General features: G+C 37.8%; 13 protein-coding genes. 3 read left to right on the top strand and 10 right to left on the bottom strand.

The annotated features are described in order from the left end of the window. Positions 1–4: 4 nt before the first annotated feature. The 9 genes from ACTH6U_RS06510 to codB all read right to left on the bottom strand — a co-directional run bounded on the left by ACTH6U_RS06510 (position 5) and on the right by codB (position 10,144). Positions 5–1,123 (bottom strand): fimbrial protein, encoded by a 1,119-nt coding sequence (locus ACTH6U_RS06510; protein ID WP_294107017.1) that lies wholly within the window; start codon positions 1,121–1,123, stop codon positions 5–7. Between the two features lie 2 nt (positions 1,124–1,125). Then, a complete protein-coding gene (locus ACTH6U_RS06505; protein WP_441831844.1) occupies positions 1,126–1,740 on the bottom strand; it encodes a fimbrial protein in 615 nt (204 codons plus the stop codon). Positions 1,741–1,750: 10 nt separating this feature from the next. Beyond that, positions 1,751–2,503 carry a fimbrial biogenesis chaperone gene (locus ACTH6U_RS06500; protein WP_294107019.1) on the bottom strand — a complete coding sequence of 251 codons (753 nt, stop codon included), beginning with the start codon at positions 2,501–2,503 and terminating at the stop codon, positions 1,751–1,753. Between the two features lie 41 nt (positions 2,504–2,544). After that, positions 2,545–4,992: a fimbria/pilus outer membrane usher protein gene (locus ACTH6U_RS06495; protein WP_294107020.1), complete on the bottom strand. Its 2,448-nt coding sequence runs from the start codon at positions 4,990–4,992 to the stop codon at positions 2,545–2,547. A gap of 112 nt (positions 4,993–5,104) precedes the next feature. Next, positions 5,105–5,644: a fimbrial protein gene (locus ACTH6U_RS06490; protein ID WP_441831843.1), complete on the bottom strand. Its 540-nt coding sequence runs from the start codon at positions 5,642–5,644 to the stop codon at positions 5,105–5,107. 84 nt (positions 5,645–5,728) lie between these two features. Continuing rightward, positions 5,729–6,271 (bottom strand): fimbrial protein, encoded by a 543-nt coding sequence (locus tag ACTH6U_RS06485; RefSeq protein ID WP_294107022.1) that lies wholly within the window; start codon positions 6,269–6,271, stop codon positions 5,729–5,731. 197 nt (positions 6,272–6,468) lie between these two features. Continuing rightward, positions 6,469–6,810: a helix-turn-helix domain-containing protein gene (locus tag ACTH6U_RS06480; protein WP_336430619.1), complete on the bottom strand. Its 342-nt coding sequence runs from the start codon at positions 6,808–6,810 to the stop codon at positions 6,469–6,471. Positions 6,811–7,605: 795 nt separating this feature from the next. Next, positions 7,606–8,904: a cytosine deaminase gene (locus tag ACTH6U_RS06475; protein ID WP_434720371.1), complete on the bottom strand. Its 1,299-nt coding sequence runs from the start codon at positions 8,902–8,904 to the stop codon at positions 7,606–7,608. Next, positions 8,897–10,144: a cytosine permease gene (codB, locus tag ACTH6U_RS06470; protein WP_294107025.1), complete on the bottom strand. Its 1,248-nt coding sequence runs from the start codon at positions 10,142–10,144 to the stop codon at positions 8,897–8,899. The genes ACTH6U_RS06475 and codB overlap by 8 nt, the downstream gene beginning before the upstream one ends. Before the next feature lie 471 nt (positions 10,145–10,615). Between codB and dcuC the strand changes: the two genes are divergently transcribed. The 3 genes from dcuC to ACTH6U_RS06455 all read left to right on the top strand — a co-directional run bounded on the left by dcuC (position 10,616) and on the right by ACTH6U_RS06455 (position 14,619). Then, positions 10,616–11,893 carry a C4-dicarboxylate transporter DcuC gene (gene dcuC, locus ACTH6U_RS06465; protein WP_294107026.1) on the top strand — a complete coding sequence of 426 codons (1,278 nt, stop codon included), beginning with the start codon at positions 10,616–10,618 and terminating at the stop codon, positions 11,891–11,893. Between the two features lie 15 nt (positions 11,894–11,908). Continuing rightward, entirely contained in the window at positions 11,909–13,174 is a 1,266-nt protein-coding gene (locus ACTH6U_RS06460; protein ID WP_294107027.1) for an amidohydrolase, read from the top strand. Between the two features lie 569 nt (positions 13,175–13,743). Beyond that, positions 13,744–14,619 (top strand): helix-turn-helix domain-containing protein, encoded by an 876-nt coding sequence (locus ACTH6U_RS06455; RefSeq protein WP_441831842.1) that lies wholly within the window; start codon positions 13,744–13,746, stop codon positions 14,617–14,619. A 7-nt stretch (positions 14,620–14,626) separates the two neighbouring features. On the opposite strand, the gene ACTH6U_RS06450 is transcribed toward ACTH6U_RS06455, so the two are convergent. After that, the gene (locus ACTH6U_RS06450) at positions 14,627–15,868 is read right to left on the bottom strand and encodes a Zn-dependent hydrolase (protein ID WP_434720366.1); all 1,242 of its coding nucleotides are present in this window, start codon (positions 15,866–15,868) and stop codon (positions 14,627–14,629) included. Positions 15,869–15,981 lie beyond the last annotated feature (113 nt).

Here is a 15,981-nt window from a genome sequence, read left to right as displayed (position 1 = left end):
CTCCTTATTGAAATTCAGCAAGAATAGTACCCGTTGCTGTAAATTCACCATCATCTACCGTACTTCCGGGGGCTGCAATCGGTGCTGCGGTTAAATTCCAAGTACCTTGATTGTTTACAAAGTTAGGTACTTGATAGGCTTGGTTGGGCTTAACCACATTTCCCATAGAATTATCTTTAATGACAATGCCTAAGTTTGTACGTTTAATACCATTTTTTAAGGTACCGAAATAATCTGAATTAAATTCAGCGTGACCTGAAGCTCCTGGCAATAGTGATAATTTGATATTTAAGTCACCAGTTGTAAAACTACCTCCTGAGCATTTCACTGGTATCGCGAAAGGTTGTAGGTAATTTGTTCCATTTAATTGTTCACTGGTATTCGCAACATCACCAAACTTTATATCAATAGGATTTCCGTTATTAATTATGCAACTATCTGCAACGGTAATAATACCTGCCCCTAATACCACACGGGTTGACGGTATAGCGGCGTAAGAAGTTCCGGCATTATCTTTTCCTTTTTTGGCAAAAACTTGTACTAGCTCCGCTTGATTAATGGTAATTCCATTAATAATTGGTTTTTTTAGTCGGAATGTTACTCTTCCATTAGAACCTGTTTGTAATGTTGTCGCATAGTCACGGCTATTCGTACTCGTTGGTCGGCATTCCATTGGATCGGACCCTCCGTTCCAAAGATTTGTCATAGGAACTGTAATATGTTGGTTTACCAGTCCACCAATCTGGATTTCAACTTTTACATCAAAATATTCGTTGAGACTTAAATAACCCGGATTTTGCATTGATTTTGGAATTGTTGATGTCAAATCAAACGTCATTCCAGAGTCAGGATCTGTATTACCAGGCCCCCCAGGTTTCATATAAGTATCGCAATAAATATTAAAATAAGGCGTGTTACCTATATTGAATGTAAATACGGTTTCTGCGTCTTTTTCATTAACCAAAAGCTGATTATTCATCTGCGCTTCAAAAGTATAAGTTCCGCCGTCAGGAATAACAGCGCCATGGGGATATCCTAGTGCTCGCATAGGTAATAATGCGGTTGTTAGAAAACCAGTTATAATGACGACACTTTTAAAATTTTTATTTTTGAGCATAGACATTTTTATAAATACTCCAGTTTTAACCTAACTAACCCGTTAAAGTTACCTGCTGTTACTGTTTGCCCTGTCGCTTCTAATACTGCATTTAGTGTGATGTTATTATCTCCAGGTTTAATAACCCATGAGGCTTTAGGTTGATTTAACATTAAATTTTCATGATCCTGACTGAAAATACGCAATCCAGCCCCTTTCACATCACCTTTAATACGCACTAAATCAGAATTAAAGAAATCAGGTTCTCCGGTGATACTCAATGAAACGGCACCTTCTCCTGTGAGATAGTAACGTTTACCGTCTTGAGTGGCTTCGCCCGCAGAATTAACAAACGATCTCGATGCTCCTCGTTGACAGTCTTTAAGCCGTATATTAAAAGTGACTGGCGCGCTTCTATCACCAATTCGATGAAATGTTCTTGCGTTTATTTCACCTAAATCAACATATTGCTCCTGTGTGCTTAACTCGAGAACACAAGGTGATGCATATATACTTCCTTGGAAATGTACTTCACTGTGTACGTCAAGTAAGGTTTGACGAGACGTTTTATCATCTGCAAGTTCAGCAATTGCACTGGCACTACTTACTCCGAGTAACAAGATCCCTAAGTGTTTAATTTTCATGTTAATACTCCTAGCGTGGTTGTTGCTCGGTTGGTAATGCCTTGCATGTATTTCCACTACAACTGTATTTCAGTTCAGGATGTCCGCCATAATCGTTCACATACATCATGGTAAAGCTTTCTGCCGCACCATTTACTTTGATATCTAAGTGAGATTTAGGCGCAATCATGACACCTGGGAAATCGGTAAGTTTCTTTCCACCCTCGGCCGTTAATTTGTTATTTAAACTAATTATGGTGACGTAATAAGGTGTTGGGTTTTCTGCTCGCCAATTATTTCCCTGTTTGTTGAACGTAACTTGATTTTGCCAAACTGCACTTTTTGATTTTGGAATAACGGCAGTTGGTCGATAAAATAGTTTGATACGTGACTGCATGGCCAGCTGTAAAACATTGGCTTTATCGGGTTTTGGTGGAACTTCACGAACATTTAAATAAAATAAACTTTCACGATCTTGTGGTAATTTATTGATCTCATTTGTTTTTGAAACGCGAGCGACGCCTTTTTGTCCCCCGTTAATTCGTTGTAATGGTGGCAGTACAACTAAGGGCGATGTAATTTTTTTACCTTCAGCATCTTCAACCCATGACTGTGCTAAAAATGGAATACTTAAACTTGTATTTGATAAATTCGCACTTGTAGAAGTCTCAGCTTCCGTAATAATAATTCGTGTTCTATCAAGTGAAATACCAGCATATGACTGATTAACACCTGCCATGATGACTAGCAAACCACCGACCCATTGATTTATCTGAATTGCCATTTTTTATATCCTATATAAGACTTGTTCTGATCGTCGTTTTATTATTGGCAAGGCAGCAGAACTGACATACCAGAATCAATTTGTGCAGGTAGCTGAACTTTGCATTGTGCTTTTCCACCCCAAGAGACGGTTAACGTTTCTTTAGGATTTACTGCCATCAAATAAGACAGCCCATTTTCCATTACCATGGCAATATTGATGCCATCAGCATTGGTTACATCTGCGCCAAAAGGAGGAACGGTGTCGTTATAACGGATTGTTGCCACTAATTTTTCACCTTTTGCTACATCAAACCGCTGATAACCAATTGCGCCTTCCGTTAATGTTGATGTCGCAATCGCTTTGTTGGTATCAACATCACTGTTTAGTTTGTCCACATCAATACGAGTATCAAAACTGTAATAGCTCACGATATCGGGAACGACTGATATACCTTTCCAGTTAGTTCTGGCTTTTTCATGGTTAAATGGCACGCCGCCAACACCATTGGTATCAACCATAATTCTTGCCGTATTGCTTGTTGCACTACTGTTATGCAGCGCGGCACCATAGCCCGTAGCGGTAAAACCACCACGGAATGTTCCGTTAAGTGATGCAGATTGTCTTTCTTGATAGCTGACGTTGGTATTGACTTCAGCAAGTTGCGTTCTTTTTTGATAATAGCCATCGAATTGGGCACGGTCGTCACCACTTCTACCGGCTCTAATTCGCCATAAGTTATTGAAATCTCTATTGTCACTATATGACAACATATGGCTTGTTTTACTACCACTGTTCTGTAAATCATAGCCCGCCCAACGGCTATCACCGACAGGGACTGAAACCGATAGGGATAGGCTATCATCGCGTTTTCCACGATATTCAGAGCGATAGGCTGAAATATTTGTTGAGATACCATCAATTTCCATAAAACGGAATGTACGACCAACAGATAAGCCATATCTATCTTGGGTTGTTTGATCCCAAAAGGTTTGACGGGTATAGGTTAAGAATACGGTTGTTCGCCAGTCTGCTTGGTCAGCCCAAAATGTTTTATTTGCGGTAATGGTATACATCTCTTTTTGACGACCAGTACCTAAATATTTATTTTCACGCTCATCTAAATATTGAGATATTGTCCGAAATTTATCCTGTGAGAAGCGATAACCGGCAAATGTAATGGTACTGTTAATTTCATCAAATGATTTTGAATAGCTGAGTCGAAAAGATGAGCCCGTTTCAGTGTTGTTGCCCGGAATCCGACTAATAGATTGTGTGATATCAGCAGACAGTGCACCCAAAATAGAGAGATCTCGCCCTAAGCCTGCGGATAGTGCGGTATAGTCTTTGCCTGCAAACAATATTCCACCAATAACTGACCAGTTATTACTTAATCCCCAAGAGAAATCACCTGTTGCAAACATGCTACCTTCAGGCTTGTGGTTAAAGCGTGATGGTTTACCCGCCGAGATGTTATAGCGGATATAGCCAGGCCGAGTTAGATACGGAATATTTGCGGTATTAACTTGAAAGGTCGAAATATCGCCATCATCACCTTCAACTTTTACATCTAGCGTTCCGCGAATTGAGCTTTGTAAATCTTGAATACTAAACGGGCCGGCAGGAACGGTTGTTTCATAAACCACTCGTCCTGCTTGGCTAACAATAATTTTTGAGTTACTTTTGGCAATTCCATTAATTTGTGGTGCGTAACCGCGTAAATTAGGCGGTAACATACGTTCATCACTGGATAAGTTAAATCCGGTATAACGAATAGTGTCAAAGACTTGAGAGTTAAGATAGATTTCCCCTAACGTCAGTCTTGCTGCCATATGGACTAAAGGGCGATATGCATAGAATTGATTCCAATCGAATTTTCTGTCGCCACGTTCATTATAATTAGCCTGATAGTCTGCCCTGAAACGCCATGCGCCAAGGTTGAATCCAGTTTGGCCATAAGCAGATAATGAATGTTTATTGGTGTGTGTCGTTAAAGAACGTGCAACTGTCCCAGATAAATTATAGTCAAATAAGATACCGGATACGCCAGTATCCCAACGTTCAGGTGGTACCCAGTTTGGGTCCGAATATTTCATCCACGCCTGTGGCATAGTGATATCCAGCTTTCCTTCTGAGTTATTAATTTTCGCACCAGGAATAACTAAAATATTCGAACATTCTGGCGATATGATTTGAATTTTCTTTAATGCATCTTCTTGAAGTGCGAACATTTCAACTTGTTCATGTGTAAAACAAGCTAATGTTTTTTCACTATTTTGTGGATCAGTAATATAAGTTATTTTTTGTTGAGATAATGATTGACCGTTAATATAAAGGTCTAATAAATAGACTCCAGGAAACACAAAGTTATCTTTAGAAAAACGCGTTAAATCAATATTACTTCGATCGCCAACATCTAATACATCTGTATTAAATTCGACGATATCATCAGCGAGGAGATTTGAGGAATAACAGAGTAATGCAATATATATTGCAAATAACCTTTTCATCTTAATTATGTTTTTATTAAAAATAATCATTATATTTACTCTGTATTCACTGGCAATGTTGGAATTAATTTCTCATGAGCTTATGAGATAAAATAAATTTTTAATTTTTCTTCTAAAAATAATCCATTCTAAATCGTAGAGTTGCTGCAAACTCACCTGCCTTTATATTTTTTTGATAAGCAATAAGAACTGCAGTGAAGTTCAAGCTATCACGTCCTTCAAGTAAGGTGTAATCCGGCATTTTTGTATTAAGGCTTAGAATTTCTCCATGATAATCTCGTAATTGAATTCCAAATCCTTCAGACTTTCCATTAACTCGAAGTAATTTATCACTATCGACTGATGTTCCCATTATTGTTATTTGAGCTCGAGATGCGCTACCTTTATCTGCTGAGGGAAGTGTGCAGCCAATTAGTTTTATTTGAAATTGTTTACTTACAAGTAAATTAGCCTCTGGTGTAATTTCTCTTGCACTAATTTCACCAAAATCGATCCAAAGATCTCGGCTATTAGGATCAATTGTGCATGAGGCTTCTATTAGTTCGCCATGCATAATAATATCACCTGGCGTGCTATTAATTGTTACTCCCCAACTTAATAAAGGTAACAATAAATGAGAACCTAATGCTATTTTTATAACTCGCATTATCATGGGGATACCATATGGCTATATATCAAGTTTTATTATTGCGGAGTATTTAATACTCCGCACATTTTCATAAAAACGAGCTACAGCTTATTGATAGTTGATTTGGAAATTAATCGTTGAATCAAAGTTACCTGGCGTTACTGCATTAGATGCATTATCAGCTTTTAGATAAGCAACGAATGGAATTGATGTTTTACCATCAGTTAAGTTAACTGCTGTAGAGGCAGTTCCCCAAACAACATCTTGATTGCCATTGTCTCTTAAACCAATACCTGCGCCACTTGCTGTACCTGAAGTAAATGCGGCTAAGCTAGCATCGTTAGGGTTCACTGTTGATGGTGTATATGTCACTGTTGCTGTTTGTGCTACAGTGGTATCACAGCCTTGCAGGACGATATCTTTTTTAACGTTACCTGCGCGTTCACCATTTTTTAGGTTTGCTACTGGGATTTGATAAAAATTAACTTTTACTGGGCTTGATTCTTCACTTAGACCACATGCAGAGTTGACTAACTCACCTGTAATTTCAATCGTACCGTTAGTTGGTGTACCCGTGTAAGCCGCCATTGTTGCAAAAGAAGCAAAGCCAGTTACGAATGCAGCAGCCACGACTATTTTATTCAATTTCATGATTTATTAATCCTATATGATGTTTATTTTGTGATGATTGTTATTAATAACAACTTTAGATAAAAATAAGCATTAACAAAAATTAATTAATGATAATCTTTAATAAAGTTGTCATTTTATTTTCTATTTTTAGGGTCTACAAAACTGATCTTATTTAACAATACCCGTCCTGGGTGTAATAATAGATTTTATAAATTTCATCGCCATAATTTTTTAGAATCTTGACCCAGTACAGATAAATAGGTGGATTCATTTTTTATGATATATTTTAGTCTTTCGTTATCATGTTTATCGATAACAGTATTAAAAAAATCTCTCCATGATTTATTAAATACGGTTAATATCGTATCCATCATTTCAAATGTTAGCTTAGTTTTCCCTGTTTCATATCGAGATATTTGTTGTTGGCTAACATTTAGCATTTTTGCCAGTTGACCCCCTGTTAGGTTTTGCTCTTTTCTTATTCCTCTTAAATATAGTCCCACTTCTTTATTTATTCCGTTAGAAAAATGAACCATTTGATTAGAAAAAAAAACCATTTTAATTGACCTTTAATTTAAATAACTAACCTCAGACGCCATATGAAATTTTCATTAAGTATATTGGCGGTTATTTATTTTGTATAATAGATAGTACGAATTGATTGATATTAAAAAACATTATCATCTTAATGAAATGAAAAAGTGTTACAGGAAAATGAATGAGTTAAAAATATAAATCATAGATAACAATGAGTTATATTTTTCATATCTAAATAAAAGTAGATGCAATTTACATTTAGATACAATGTAAAATACAGACACACAAATTCAACTCGTTTTATGTTTAATTTGATCAAAAATAATACAAATGCAAGCTAGTAAATGTCACTAGTTACTCCAATTACGAGTTTATTATTTTATTTGTTTTTTTTTAAGACTTATCCTACTCAGACTACAGGTTAAATTTTCAATGAATTATCATGGATTATTATAAAAACAAGTAATTTGTATGGGTATGTCAATGGCTTGATTTCATCTTAATTGGATTGTCATTTTGAGGCGTGTAATTTATAAATGAGATAAGTTAGGGGTGTATCGGTATCAAAATCTCAGTGTGGGTGTTTATTTTAGTATTAAGTTTTATTCAGATATTGAACAATTCTAGTTTTTAGCTTTTTCCTTAACAGGGTCTCTTATTAACTGATTATTTATAATATTGAAGGTACTGGTTTCATCGTAAAAGTATTGTCGCTTTGAACTGTGGGCAAAAAAAAGGAAAATGAAGTCACATTATGCTTCATTTTCCTGTTCACTACCCTTTCAGGTAGGCGTTTATCTAGAATTTATTGGTGTTTAGTTCCCTGAAAGTGGTGTGTAGCCATAACGAATAGTTTCAGGTTGATCAAGATGGATCTGCGTGATGGCAGGTTGAGTGCACGCGATCACGCGGCCATCACGAATAGAATAACGTACAGGAACTTGGCGACGTAGAGCATCAAAGCCATTTTCTGCGGGTAGAATAAGTAGGCTTGCGCGTTTACCTTCACTCACACCATAATCTTGTAAATTCAGTGTTCGTGCACTGTATTGTGTAATAAGTTTCAGCCCATCATTAATTTGGTCATAGCCCATCAACTGGCAGACATGCAGCCCCATATGCAAAACTTGAAGCATGTTGGCTGTACCCAGTGGATACCATGGGTCAAATACATCATCATGACCAAAACAGACATTAATATCTGCGGCTAACATTTCTTTGACTCGGGTGATCCCTCTGCGTTTAGGGTAGGTGTCAAAACGGCCTTGCAGGTGAATATTAACCAGTGGGTTTGCGACAAAGTTAATGCCAGACATTTTTAGTAGGCGAAATAGGCGAGAGGCATAGGCACCATTATATGAGTGCATTGCAGTGGTATGACTAGCAGTAACGCGAGCGCCCATACCTTCGCGGTGTGCTAGGGCGGCAACGGTTTCCACGAAACGTGATTGTTCATCATCAATTTCATCACAATGCACATCAATCATACGATCGTATTTCTGTGCCAGTGCAAATGTTTTATGTAGAGATTCCACACCGTATTCACGGGTAAATTCAAAATGTGGAATTGCGCCGACAACATCAGCACCCAAACGCAATGCTTCTTCTAATAATGCCTCTCCGTTTGGATAAGACATGATGCCTTCTTGTGGAAAAGCTACAATTTGCAGATCTATCCATGGTGATACTTCTTGTTTGACTTCGAGCATGGCTTTGAGCGCAGTGAGTGTGGCATCGGACACATCAACGTGAGTACGGACATGTTGAATGCCGTTGGCAATCTGCCATTTTAGTGTTTTCCAAGCACGGGCTTTAACATCTTCATGAGTCAGTAATGCTTTGCGTTCTGCCCAGCGTTCAATCCCTTCAAATAGTGTGCCGGATAAATTCCAGCTTGGCTGGCCCGCGGTTTGGGTGGTATCAAGATGAATGTGGGGCTCTATAAATGGAGCGATAACTAAACCGCCCTCGCCATCAAGGCTTTCAGGTAAAACTTCATTGGTAGGCTGCGGGACAATCGCCTGAATTTTTTGGTTATTAATATCGATACGCCATAAGCCATCACGTTCCGGTAAACGGATATTATGTATATGTTTTATATTATGATTAAGCACGGGTTATCTCCGGGTTGATGACATGACGACGATTAAGCAGTGGATTTAGAACAGCATAACTTAATGCGCCACCAAGGACAGCATTTACAGGAACAATTCCTGGTAGCCAATGGCCTGCAATTACACCAACGGCGACAGCGAGTAGTGCGCTAATATTGACATCACGCATTTTGCTACAATCAAAGGTGTCATAACGGTGGCGATACATTAAGTAGTCCATAATAATGATCCCACCAATTGGTGGAATAGCCGCAGATAAAAAAGTTAGCCAACTAATAAAATTGTTATAAAGCCATAGCGCACATAGGGTACCGATTAAGCCATTAATAATAGATAAGGTTTTGCTAGATAGCCCTGTAATATTGGCAAACCCCAGTCCTGAAGCGTAAAGTGCATTATCATTTGTGGTCCAAATATTAAGCCCAAGAACGATAATTGCTGGCAATAAGAGCCCTTGTGCAATCATGACATCTGAAATATCTGCCATACCGAGTGATGCAGCGCCAGCGGCACCAAAGATAAACATTAATGAATTACCGAGGAAAAATGCCACTATTGCAACGAGTACTGCAATTTTTGGCTTGCGTCCGAAGCGAACAAAGTCTGCGGTTAAAGTACCAGCACTGACAAATGAGCCAACAACCATTGCCAAGGCTAAGTTAAAATCGATAGGTTGTGCGGGGACAATGGAAACCAAGGTGCTCATGCCGCCCACACTGGTTACTGCAAGATAGACAGAGTAGCTGCCGAGGATGGCAATTGCCGGTACAGCAATAATTGATAGTACGGTCAGTGCGGAAATCCCAAAAAAAACAGTTACTGTCATCAATATTCCAGAGACACCAATTAACCAATTAATATCCCAACCGGTGGCTTTTCCTACTGGAATGGCAAACATCGCGACACCAACACCGAACCAGCCAACTTGTGTACCGCCGAGTAAGAATGATGGGAGCCAGGAACCTTTAATACCGAAGGAGTAACGCGCGAGAAGGTGAGTTGTGAGGCCTGTTTTAGATCCGATGAAACCAAGAGATGCGGTATAGATACCAAGAATAAGATTACCGATAAGAACTGCGAGGAAGAAATCATTAAAACTGAGACCGGTACCGAGTGCGCCTCCGGTCCACATACTGGCGGAAAAGAACGTTAAACCTAGCATCACAAAGGTTAATGCTAGTCCGCCTTTTCTCGCGGATATGGGCACAGGCCCATGACTATAATTTTTATCTTCAGACAAAATTACCTCCCATTTCGATTAGCAGGCCAAAAAATTCGAACGGAGTTTATAGATGAATAAAATAAAAGCAAATTATTTCGCACATAGTTTAATACAATTAATGAATCGCTAATGTGACGATTTTATATCTTTATATTATATTAATTGAGTTAATAACGTTAAAAAATAGATCAATATTTTGGTATTGAGAACTATTCTAATTAATCTGAAAATTATTTTAAATTTACTCATGATATAGGAATGAATTTTTTAATATATTCATCTTAATGTGCTAAACAATTTAATTTCAATATTTCATAAAGTAAATTTAGATCACAAAATAATAGCAAATTTTATTTTTAACTATAAAAATTGATTTCACTCAATTAAATAAAACCATTGAGGCTCACAATGGAATGTGACACTAGGGATTTTATTTCATCACTCCAATTAACTTCTAAGCGTGACGCTATAATAAGAAGAGGATATTTTATGATAATGCAAATTATCGCAGGGCTAGTCATTTTTTTGACAATCTATTTATTAATAAAGAAATATGAAACTCGAATGGTACTCATTGCAGCTGGATTAGTACTTTGTATTATTAGTTTAACACCAATGAGTGCACTCGATGCTTTTAGTGAAAGAATGGTGTCGGCCCCATTAATACAAGCGATTTGTTCGAGTATGGGTTTTGCCTATGTAATGAAATACACAAAGTGCGATAAACACCTTGTTTTAGTTTTATCTAATTTATTAACTAAATTAGGCTTTTTTCTTATTCCAGCCGCTGTCGTTTTAACCTTCTTTATTAATATTGCGATTCCATCGGCAGCGGGCTGTGCCGCAGCAGTTGGCGCGACTTTGATTCCATTATTGATTGCAGCCCGCATCCACCCTGCAATTGCAGGCGGTGCGGTATTATGTGGCACCATCGGTTCAATGCTGAGTCCGGGGTTATCACATAATCCTTTCGTGGCGCAAATGTCTAACATGAGCATTGTGGATTTGATTGCTCGTCATGGCCCATATAGTCTGGCTGTCGGGGCGATAGGTGCAGTTTCATTGTCCATCGTGGCATTGGTAAAAAAAGAGTACAACATTAAAGTTGCTGTAAATGATAATGGTGGGGCAGCTAATTCTGTTGAAAGTGAAGCTGCTGAGCGTCCGAATTATCTTTATGCAACCGCACCATTCATTCCATTGATTTTATTACTATTACCCTTTATTGATTCACTAAAAGCTTACCAAATCACGGTACCTGCAGCGATGCTAATTGGCGCAATCTATGCATTAATTATCACGCGTACTAACCCATCAATTATCACGAAAGAATTTTTTAAAGGAATGGGCAATGCCTACGGAGATGTGCTCGGTATCATTATTGCTGCCGCTGTTTTTTCTGCTGGGTTAAAAGCATCTGGTCTTATTGATTCATTTATTGGTTTTCTGATCCATGCCCCTGAATTTGCCCGTTGGGGCGGGACGTTAGGCCCATTCTTGATGGGGATGATAACGGGATCTGGGGATGCCGCCGCTTTTGCATTCAATGAAACTGTGACGCCGTTTGCTCAACAATTTGGTTATGAAATACCGGATTTAGGCATGGCTTCAGCTATTTCTGGCGCATTAGGACGCACGATGTCACCACTGGCAGGCGCAACAATTGTTTGTGCTGGTTTAGCTAATATCAACCCGATGGAAATAGCCAAAAGAACGGCACCCGGTATGATCGTTGGTGTGATTTTTATCGCACTAATAATGCTTTAATATTAAGGAGATAGTATGTCTGTTATCACATTAGAACAACTCATAAAATGGCGTCGCGAGTTCCACCAATACCCTGAAATTGGTTGGTCTGAATTTTTGACAACCGCCAAGATTGTGGACCAATTACGCGGGCTTAACCTTGAAGTTAAGGTTGGTACTGATGTTATAAACCCAGAATATGCGTTTGGGCGTCAAAGGAGCATTGTTGATAAAGGGTTAGAAATTGCACGTAAACATAATGTTAGCGAAGAATTACTGCAAGAAATGCAAGAGCTGACAGGCTGCGTAGCTATTTTTGATAGTGGAAAAGCAGGTCCAACAGTTGCTTTACGGTTTGATATTGATTGCGTCGGTGTGACTGAAAGTACGGCTGATGACCATCGACCAAAAAATGATAATTTTAGTTCTTGTCATCCAGGTGAAATGCATGCTTGTGGTCATGATGGGCATATTTCTATCGGTTTAGCTGTTGCTAATTGGTTAGTTGACAATAAAGATAAGTTAACAGGTAAAGTTAAGTTGCTATTTCAGCCTGCTGAAGAGGGGGTTCGTGGTGCGAGAGCTATGGCTGAAAGCGGAATTGTTGATGACGTTGACTATTTTTTAGGTTCCCACTTAGGTTTTATCGCAAATAGTGGTGAAATTGTGATTAATCCAACTCATTTTCTTTGTACCACAAAACTTGATTTTCGGTTTAAAGGCGTACCATCTCATGCAGGTGCTGAGCCAGAATTAGGATTAAATGCACTTGCTGGTGCTTGTCATGCCTCAACTCAGATGTTAGGTATATCTCGTCACGGAAAAGGAATGTCTCGTATTAATATTGGGGTATTAAAAGCAGGCGAAGGGCGAAATGTGACACCTGCTTATGCTGAAATGCAGGTTGAAGTTCGTGGTGAAAATGAAGATATTAATCGTTTTATGAGTGAAAATGCCATTCGTATGGCAGAAGGTTCTGCTCATAGCTTCAAATTAGAGATGGAAAGTGAAGTTATGGGGGAAGCTGTTGATCTAACAAATGACCAGCAACTCATTGATATATTAACAAATGTTGTTAATCAGCATACTGAATTAACCGGTATTGCAACGAGGCCTTTTGGTGGGAGCGAGGATGCGACAATTCTGGCTAAACGGGTACAGCGTTGCGGTGGAAAATCACTTTATTTTGTTGTTGGTGCGGATAGAACCGCAGGCCATCATCAATCAAAATTTGATTTTGATGAAAAAGAAATGCTAACCGCATATAACTTATATACGGGTTGCTTAACTTCTCTTTTATAATTCATTTAATATCTATATAAATGGCCGATAATATTATTTATTCTCGGCCATTATGTTTTTATGAATTAAAAATATAATTTAATATATTTATTTTGCCATTAACATTTAATGATTATAGTAATCTGATACGTATTTTTCTTTGTCAGTAAGAAAATAAGTATTATTGCTATATATAATTAATGCTTTTATAGCTTATCGAAATGTGATGTTTAAGTGAGTTGAATTGTAATGTTGGTCTATTTTTATTCCCTGAGGTGATATGCTAGAAAATGAAGTTGAGCTAGTGTCTTAATACGATTTTTAGAGGGAAGCCTTTCTGTTCAAATAATGTTAATGCACAAATCGAATTGATAGTAAGCTCATTTTTTTCGCATAAATTTTATGTTTAAAATCGTCCTGTCTATCTAAGATGCTAGCTAATCCTATTTGCTTAATCAAATTTCTTAATGCAACTAAACAAACAGTTTGATATTGTCATCAGATAAAACAATCAAACTGCCCGTTTTGAAATGTTATCAGTTTGTTGTTAAACGGCTCATGTTGATTAAAAACTCACCTAAAGAATAAATATGAAAAATAATCCGATTAATTACATTTCTATTGGTAACCGATTACGAGCCTATCGTATTGCGGCGTCTTTAAAAGCGGAACAAGTCGCTGAAAATCTGGGTATTTCTAGAGCCGCAGTGTACCGTTTAGAAAAAGGTGAAATTGTCAAAATAGAAACACTCGAAAAACTGGCCGATTTACTCAATACTTCTCTTTCAAGCCTACTGGGTGTGAGTGCTGAATATTACTCTAGTGCTGATGGTTTTTTTGAGCGAATGCGCCAGCTTGAGGATTCATCGACAAAAATTTATGCACATTTTGAGCCATTTTCATATTTATTAACCTCTAAAAATTATGATAATTATCTTGCCAAAATGTTGATGGATTCCGATCTTGACGTTGGGCTTTCGGAAAAACAACAATCAACACTTTCAATACTGGCTGAGCGGAAAAAAAAGGTTAATAACCAAAGCCCGCAATTATTTAATCTTATTGGCCTTCAATCAATTCAACGATTGCTGCACTCGGGGTTAGTGGGTTCTTTAAATTTACCACCGAGTACGAAAATTGAGCGTATATTACAAGCTAGAAATGAACTTAAGCATCTTATTAATTTAATTGAAGAAAATCAAAGTTCAGTACATATTGCAATATCAATTAAAACCATTCCTTCAGTCACATTTCAAATTTTATATCACACCGATGGCTCATCATCTTTAGCGGTTAGCCCCTTCAGACTGGGGGAGTTTCCTAATATCTCTAATGGAATAGCTTCAGTAACTAACTCTGAAGAAGCGATTTCCCGCTATAGGCAACTTTTTGATAATCTTTGGAATGATGCCGCTAAAGGTACTGATGCCATTAATTTACTGAAAAAAACCCTTGATGATTATTAATTATTGACTATTTTGCTAGTGTATACAGCGTATCTTTTAATAAATTTGCAGCGATAATAATATCGTTAAAGTCAGTAAATTCATCAGGATGATGACTGATCCCATCTTTAGATGGCGTAAAAATCATTGCTGTTGGAAATTTTTTCGCTAGGTTCATCGTGTCATGCCCAGCTCCGCTTAACATTGTCATATATTTAATGTCTTTTTCGATACAATGTTTTTCGATAATGTGGCAAATATCATTATTTAATTTAACCGGTAGTTCCGATGAAATTTCTCTAATATCAATAGTGACATTGTTATCCTGCTCCGATTTGCTAATCGAATCTTTCAAGCTATTGGTTACTCTTTTGATACTTTCAGATTCAATACCTCTGACATCGACTAAAAACTTTACTTCTCCTGGAATGACATTCATTGAGTTAGGATAAACATTCAATTTACCGATTGTTCCCACTGTGCCCCATACCGACTCTTTACAAGCAGCTCGATTCAAGTCATCAATAATTGCGGCGCTTGCCACAAGGGCGTCATGGCGTTGATACATCGGCGTTGCACCGGAATGGTCAGCGTGACCTTTCACTTGAACTGAATAGCGAGTTGGTGCCGCAATACCATTAACAATACCAATCGTTTTTTCTTCAAATTCCAGTCGTTTTCCTTGTTCAATATGCAATTCAACAAATGCAGAAAAATAGTCGTCAGATAATTCACATGCTTCTATTTCATTACTTTTATAGCCATTATTATCAAGCACTTCAAAAAAATTACTGCCTGTATCATCTTGATTTAATGCCCATTTATTTCTATCGACAGCGCCGAGTAACACTTTACTGCCAATGCAGGAAAAACCAAATCGGCTTGACTCTTCTGCACGAAAGATAATCAGCTCAAGGTCTCGGGTTAATTGTTCAGGTTCAAATTGTGTTAAGGCGTAAAACCCAGCAAATACACCGAGGGCGCCATCATAAGCCCCACCATCAGGAACGGTATCAAGATGAGAGCCCGTGCCGACTGCGGGTAAATCACGACGTTTTCCAGATAAGCGGCAAAATACATTGCCTATGGCGTCTTGGCGCACTGAAAAACCAGCTTCTCTCATTATTTCCATCATATAGTTGTGAGCTGATTGATCTTCTTCAGTATAAGCGAGCCGAGTGATACCTTTGTTTTTAGGTGAAGCGCAAAATGTTTTTAGTTTTTCGAATAAATTTTCCATATCTTGTATCGAAAAATTTTGCTTATTCATGGATGACCTCTCACCTAAAATACTTACCGAGTAAACCGTCTAAAAAATGAGACTGTAAGGGTAAAAAATAAATAAATCAGCCTTATTTAAAACTGATTTATTTGTATTACTCT

The sequence above is a fragment of the Providencia sp. genome, from assembly GCF_052096715.1.
Lineage (GTDB): Bacteria > Pseudomonadota > Gammaproteobacteria > Enterobacterales > Enterobacteriaceae > Providencia.
The sequence above is the reverse complement of the archived record's forward strand: the minus strand, read 5'-3'. Positions and strand labels throughout refer to the sequence as shown.

Coding starts and splice junctions, on each gene's coding strand:
- ACTH6U_RS06490 (WP_441831843.1), bottom strand. CDS start 5,644: ATGATAATGCGAGTTATAAAAATAGCATTAGGTTCTCATTTATTGTTA.
- ACTH6U_RS06500 (WP_294107019.1), bottom strand. CDS start 2,503: ATGGCAATTCAGATAAATCAATGGGTCGGTGGTTTGCTAGTCATCATG.
- ACTH6U_RS06495 (WP_294107020.1), bottom strand. CDS start 4,992: ATGAAAAGGTTATTTGCAATATATATTGCATTACTCTGTTATTCCTCA.
- ACTH6U_RS06510 (WP_294107017.1), bottom strand. CDS start 1,123: ATGTCTATGCTCAAAAATAAAAATTTTAAAAGTGTCGTCATTATAACT.
- ACTH6U_RS06450 (WP_434720366.1), bottom strand. CDS start 15,868: ATGAATAAGCAAAATTTTTCGATACAAGATATGGAAAATTTATTCGAA.
- ACTH6U_RS06480 (WP_336430619.1), bottom strand. CDS start 6,810: ATGGTTTTTTTTTCTAATCAAATGGTTCATTTTTCTAACGGAATAAAT.
- ACTH6U_RS06485 (WP_294107022.1), bottom strand. CDS start 6,271: ATGAAATTGAATAAAATAGTCGTGGCTGCTGCATTCGTAACTGGCTTT.
- ACTH6U_RS06505 (WP_441831844.1), bottom strand. CDS start 1,740: ATGAAAATTAAACACTTAGGGATCTTGTTACTCGGAGTAAGTAGTGCC.
- ACTH6U_RS06455 (WP_441831842.1), top strand. CDS start 13,744: ATGAAAAATAATCCGATTAATTACATTTCTATTGGTAACCGATTACGA.
- dcuC (WP_294107026.1), top strand. CDS start 10,616: ATGATAATGCAAATTATCGCAGGGCTAGTCATTTTTTTGACAATCTAT.
- ACTH6U_RS06460 (WP_294107027.1), top strand. CDS start 11,909: ATGTCTGTTATCACATTAGAACAACTCATAAAATGGCGTCGCGAGTTC.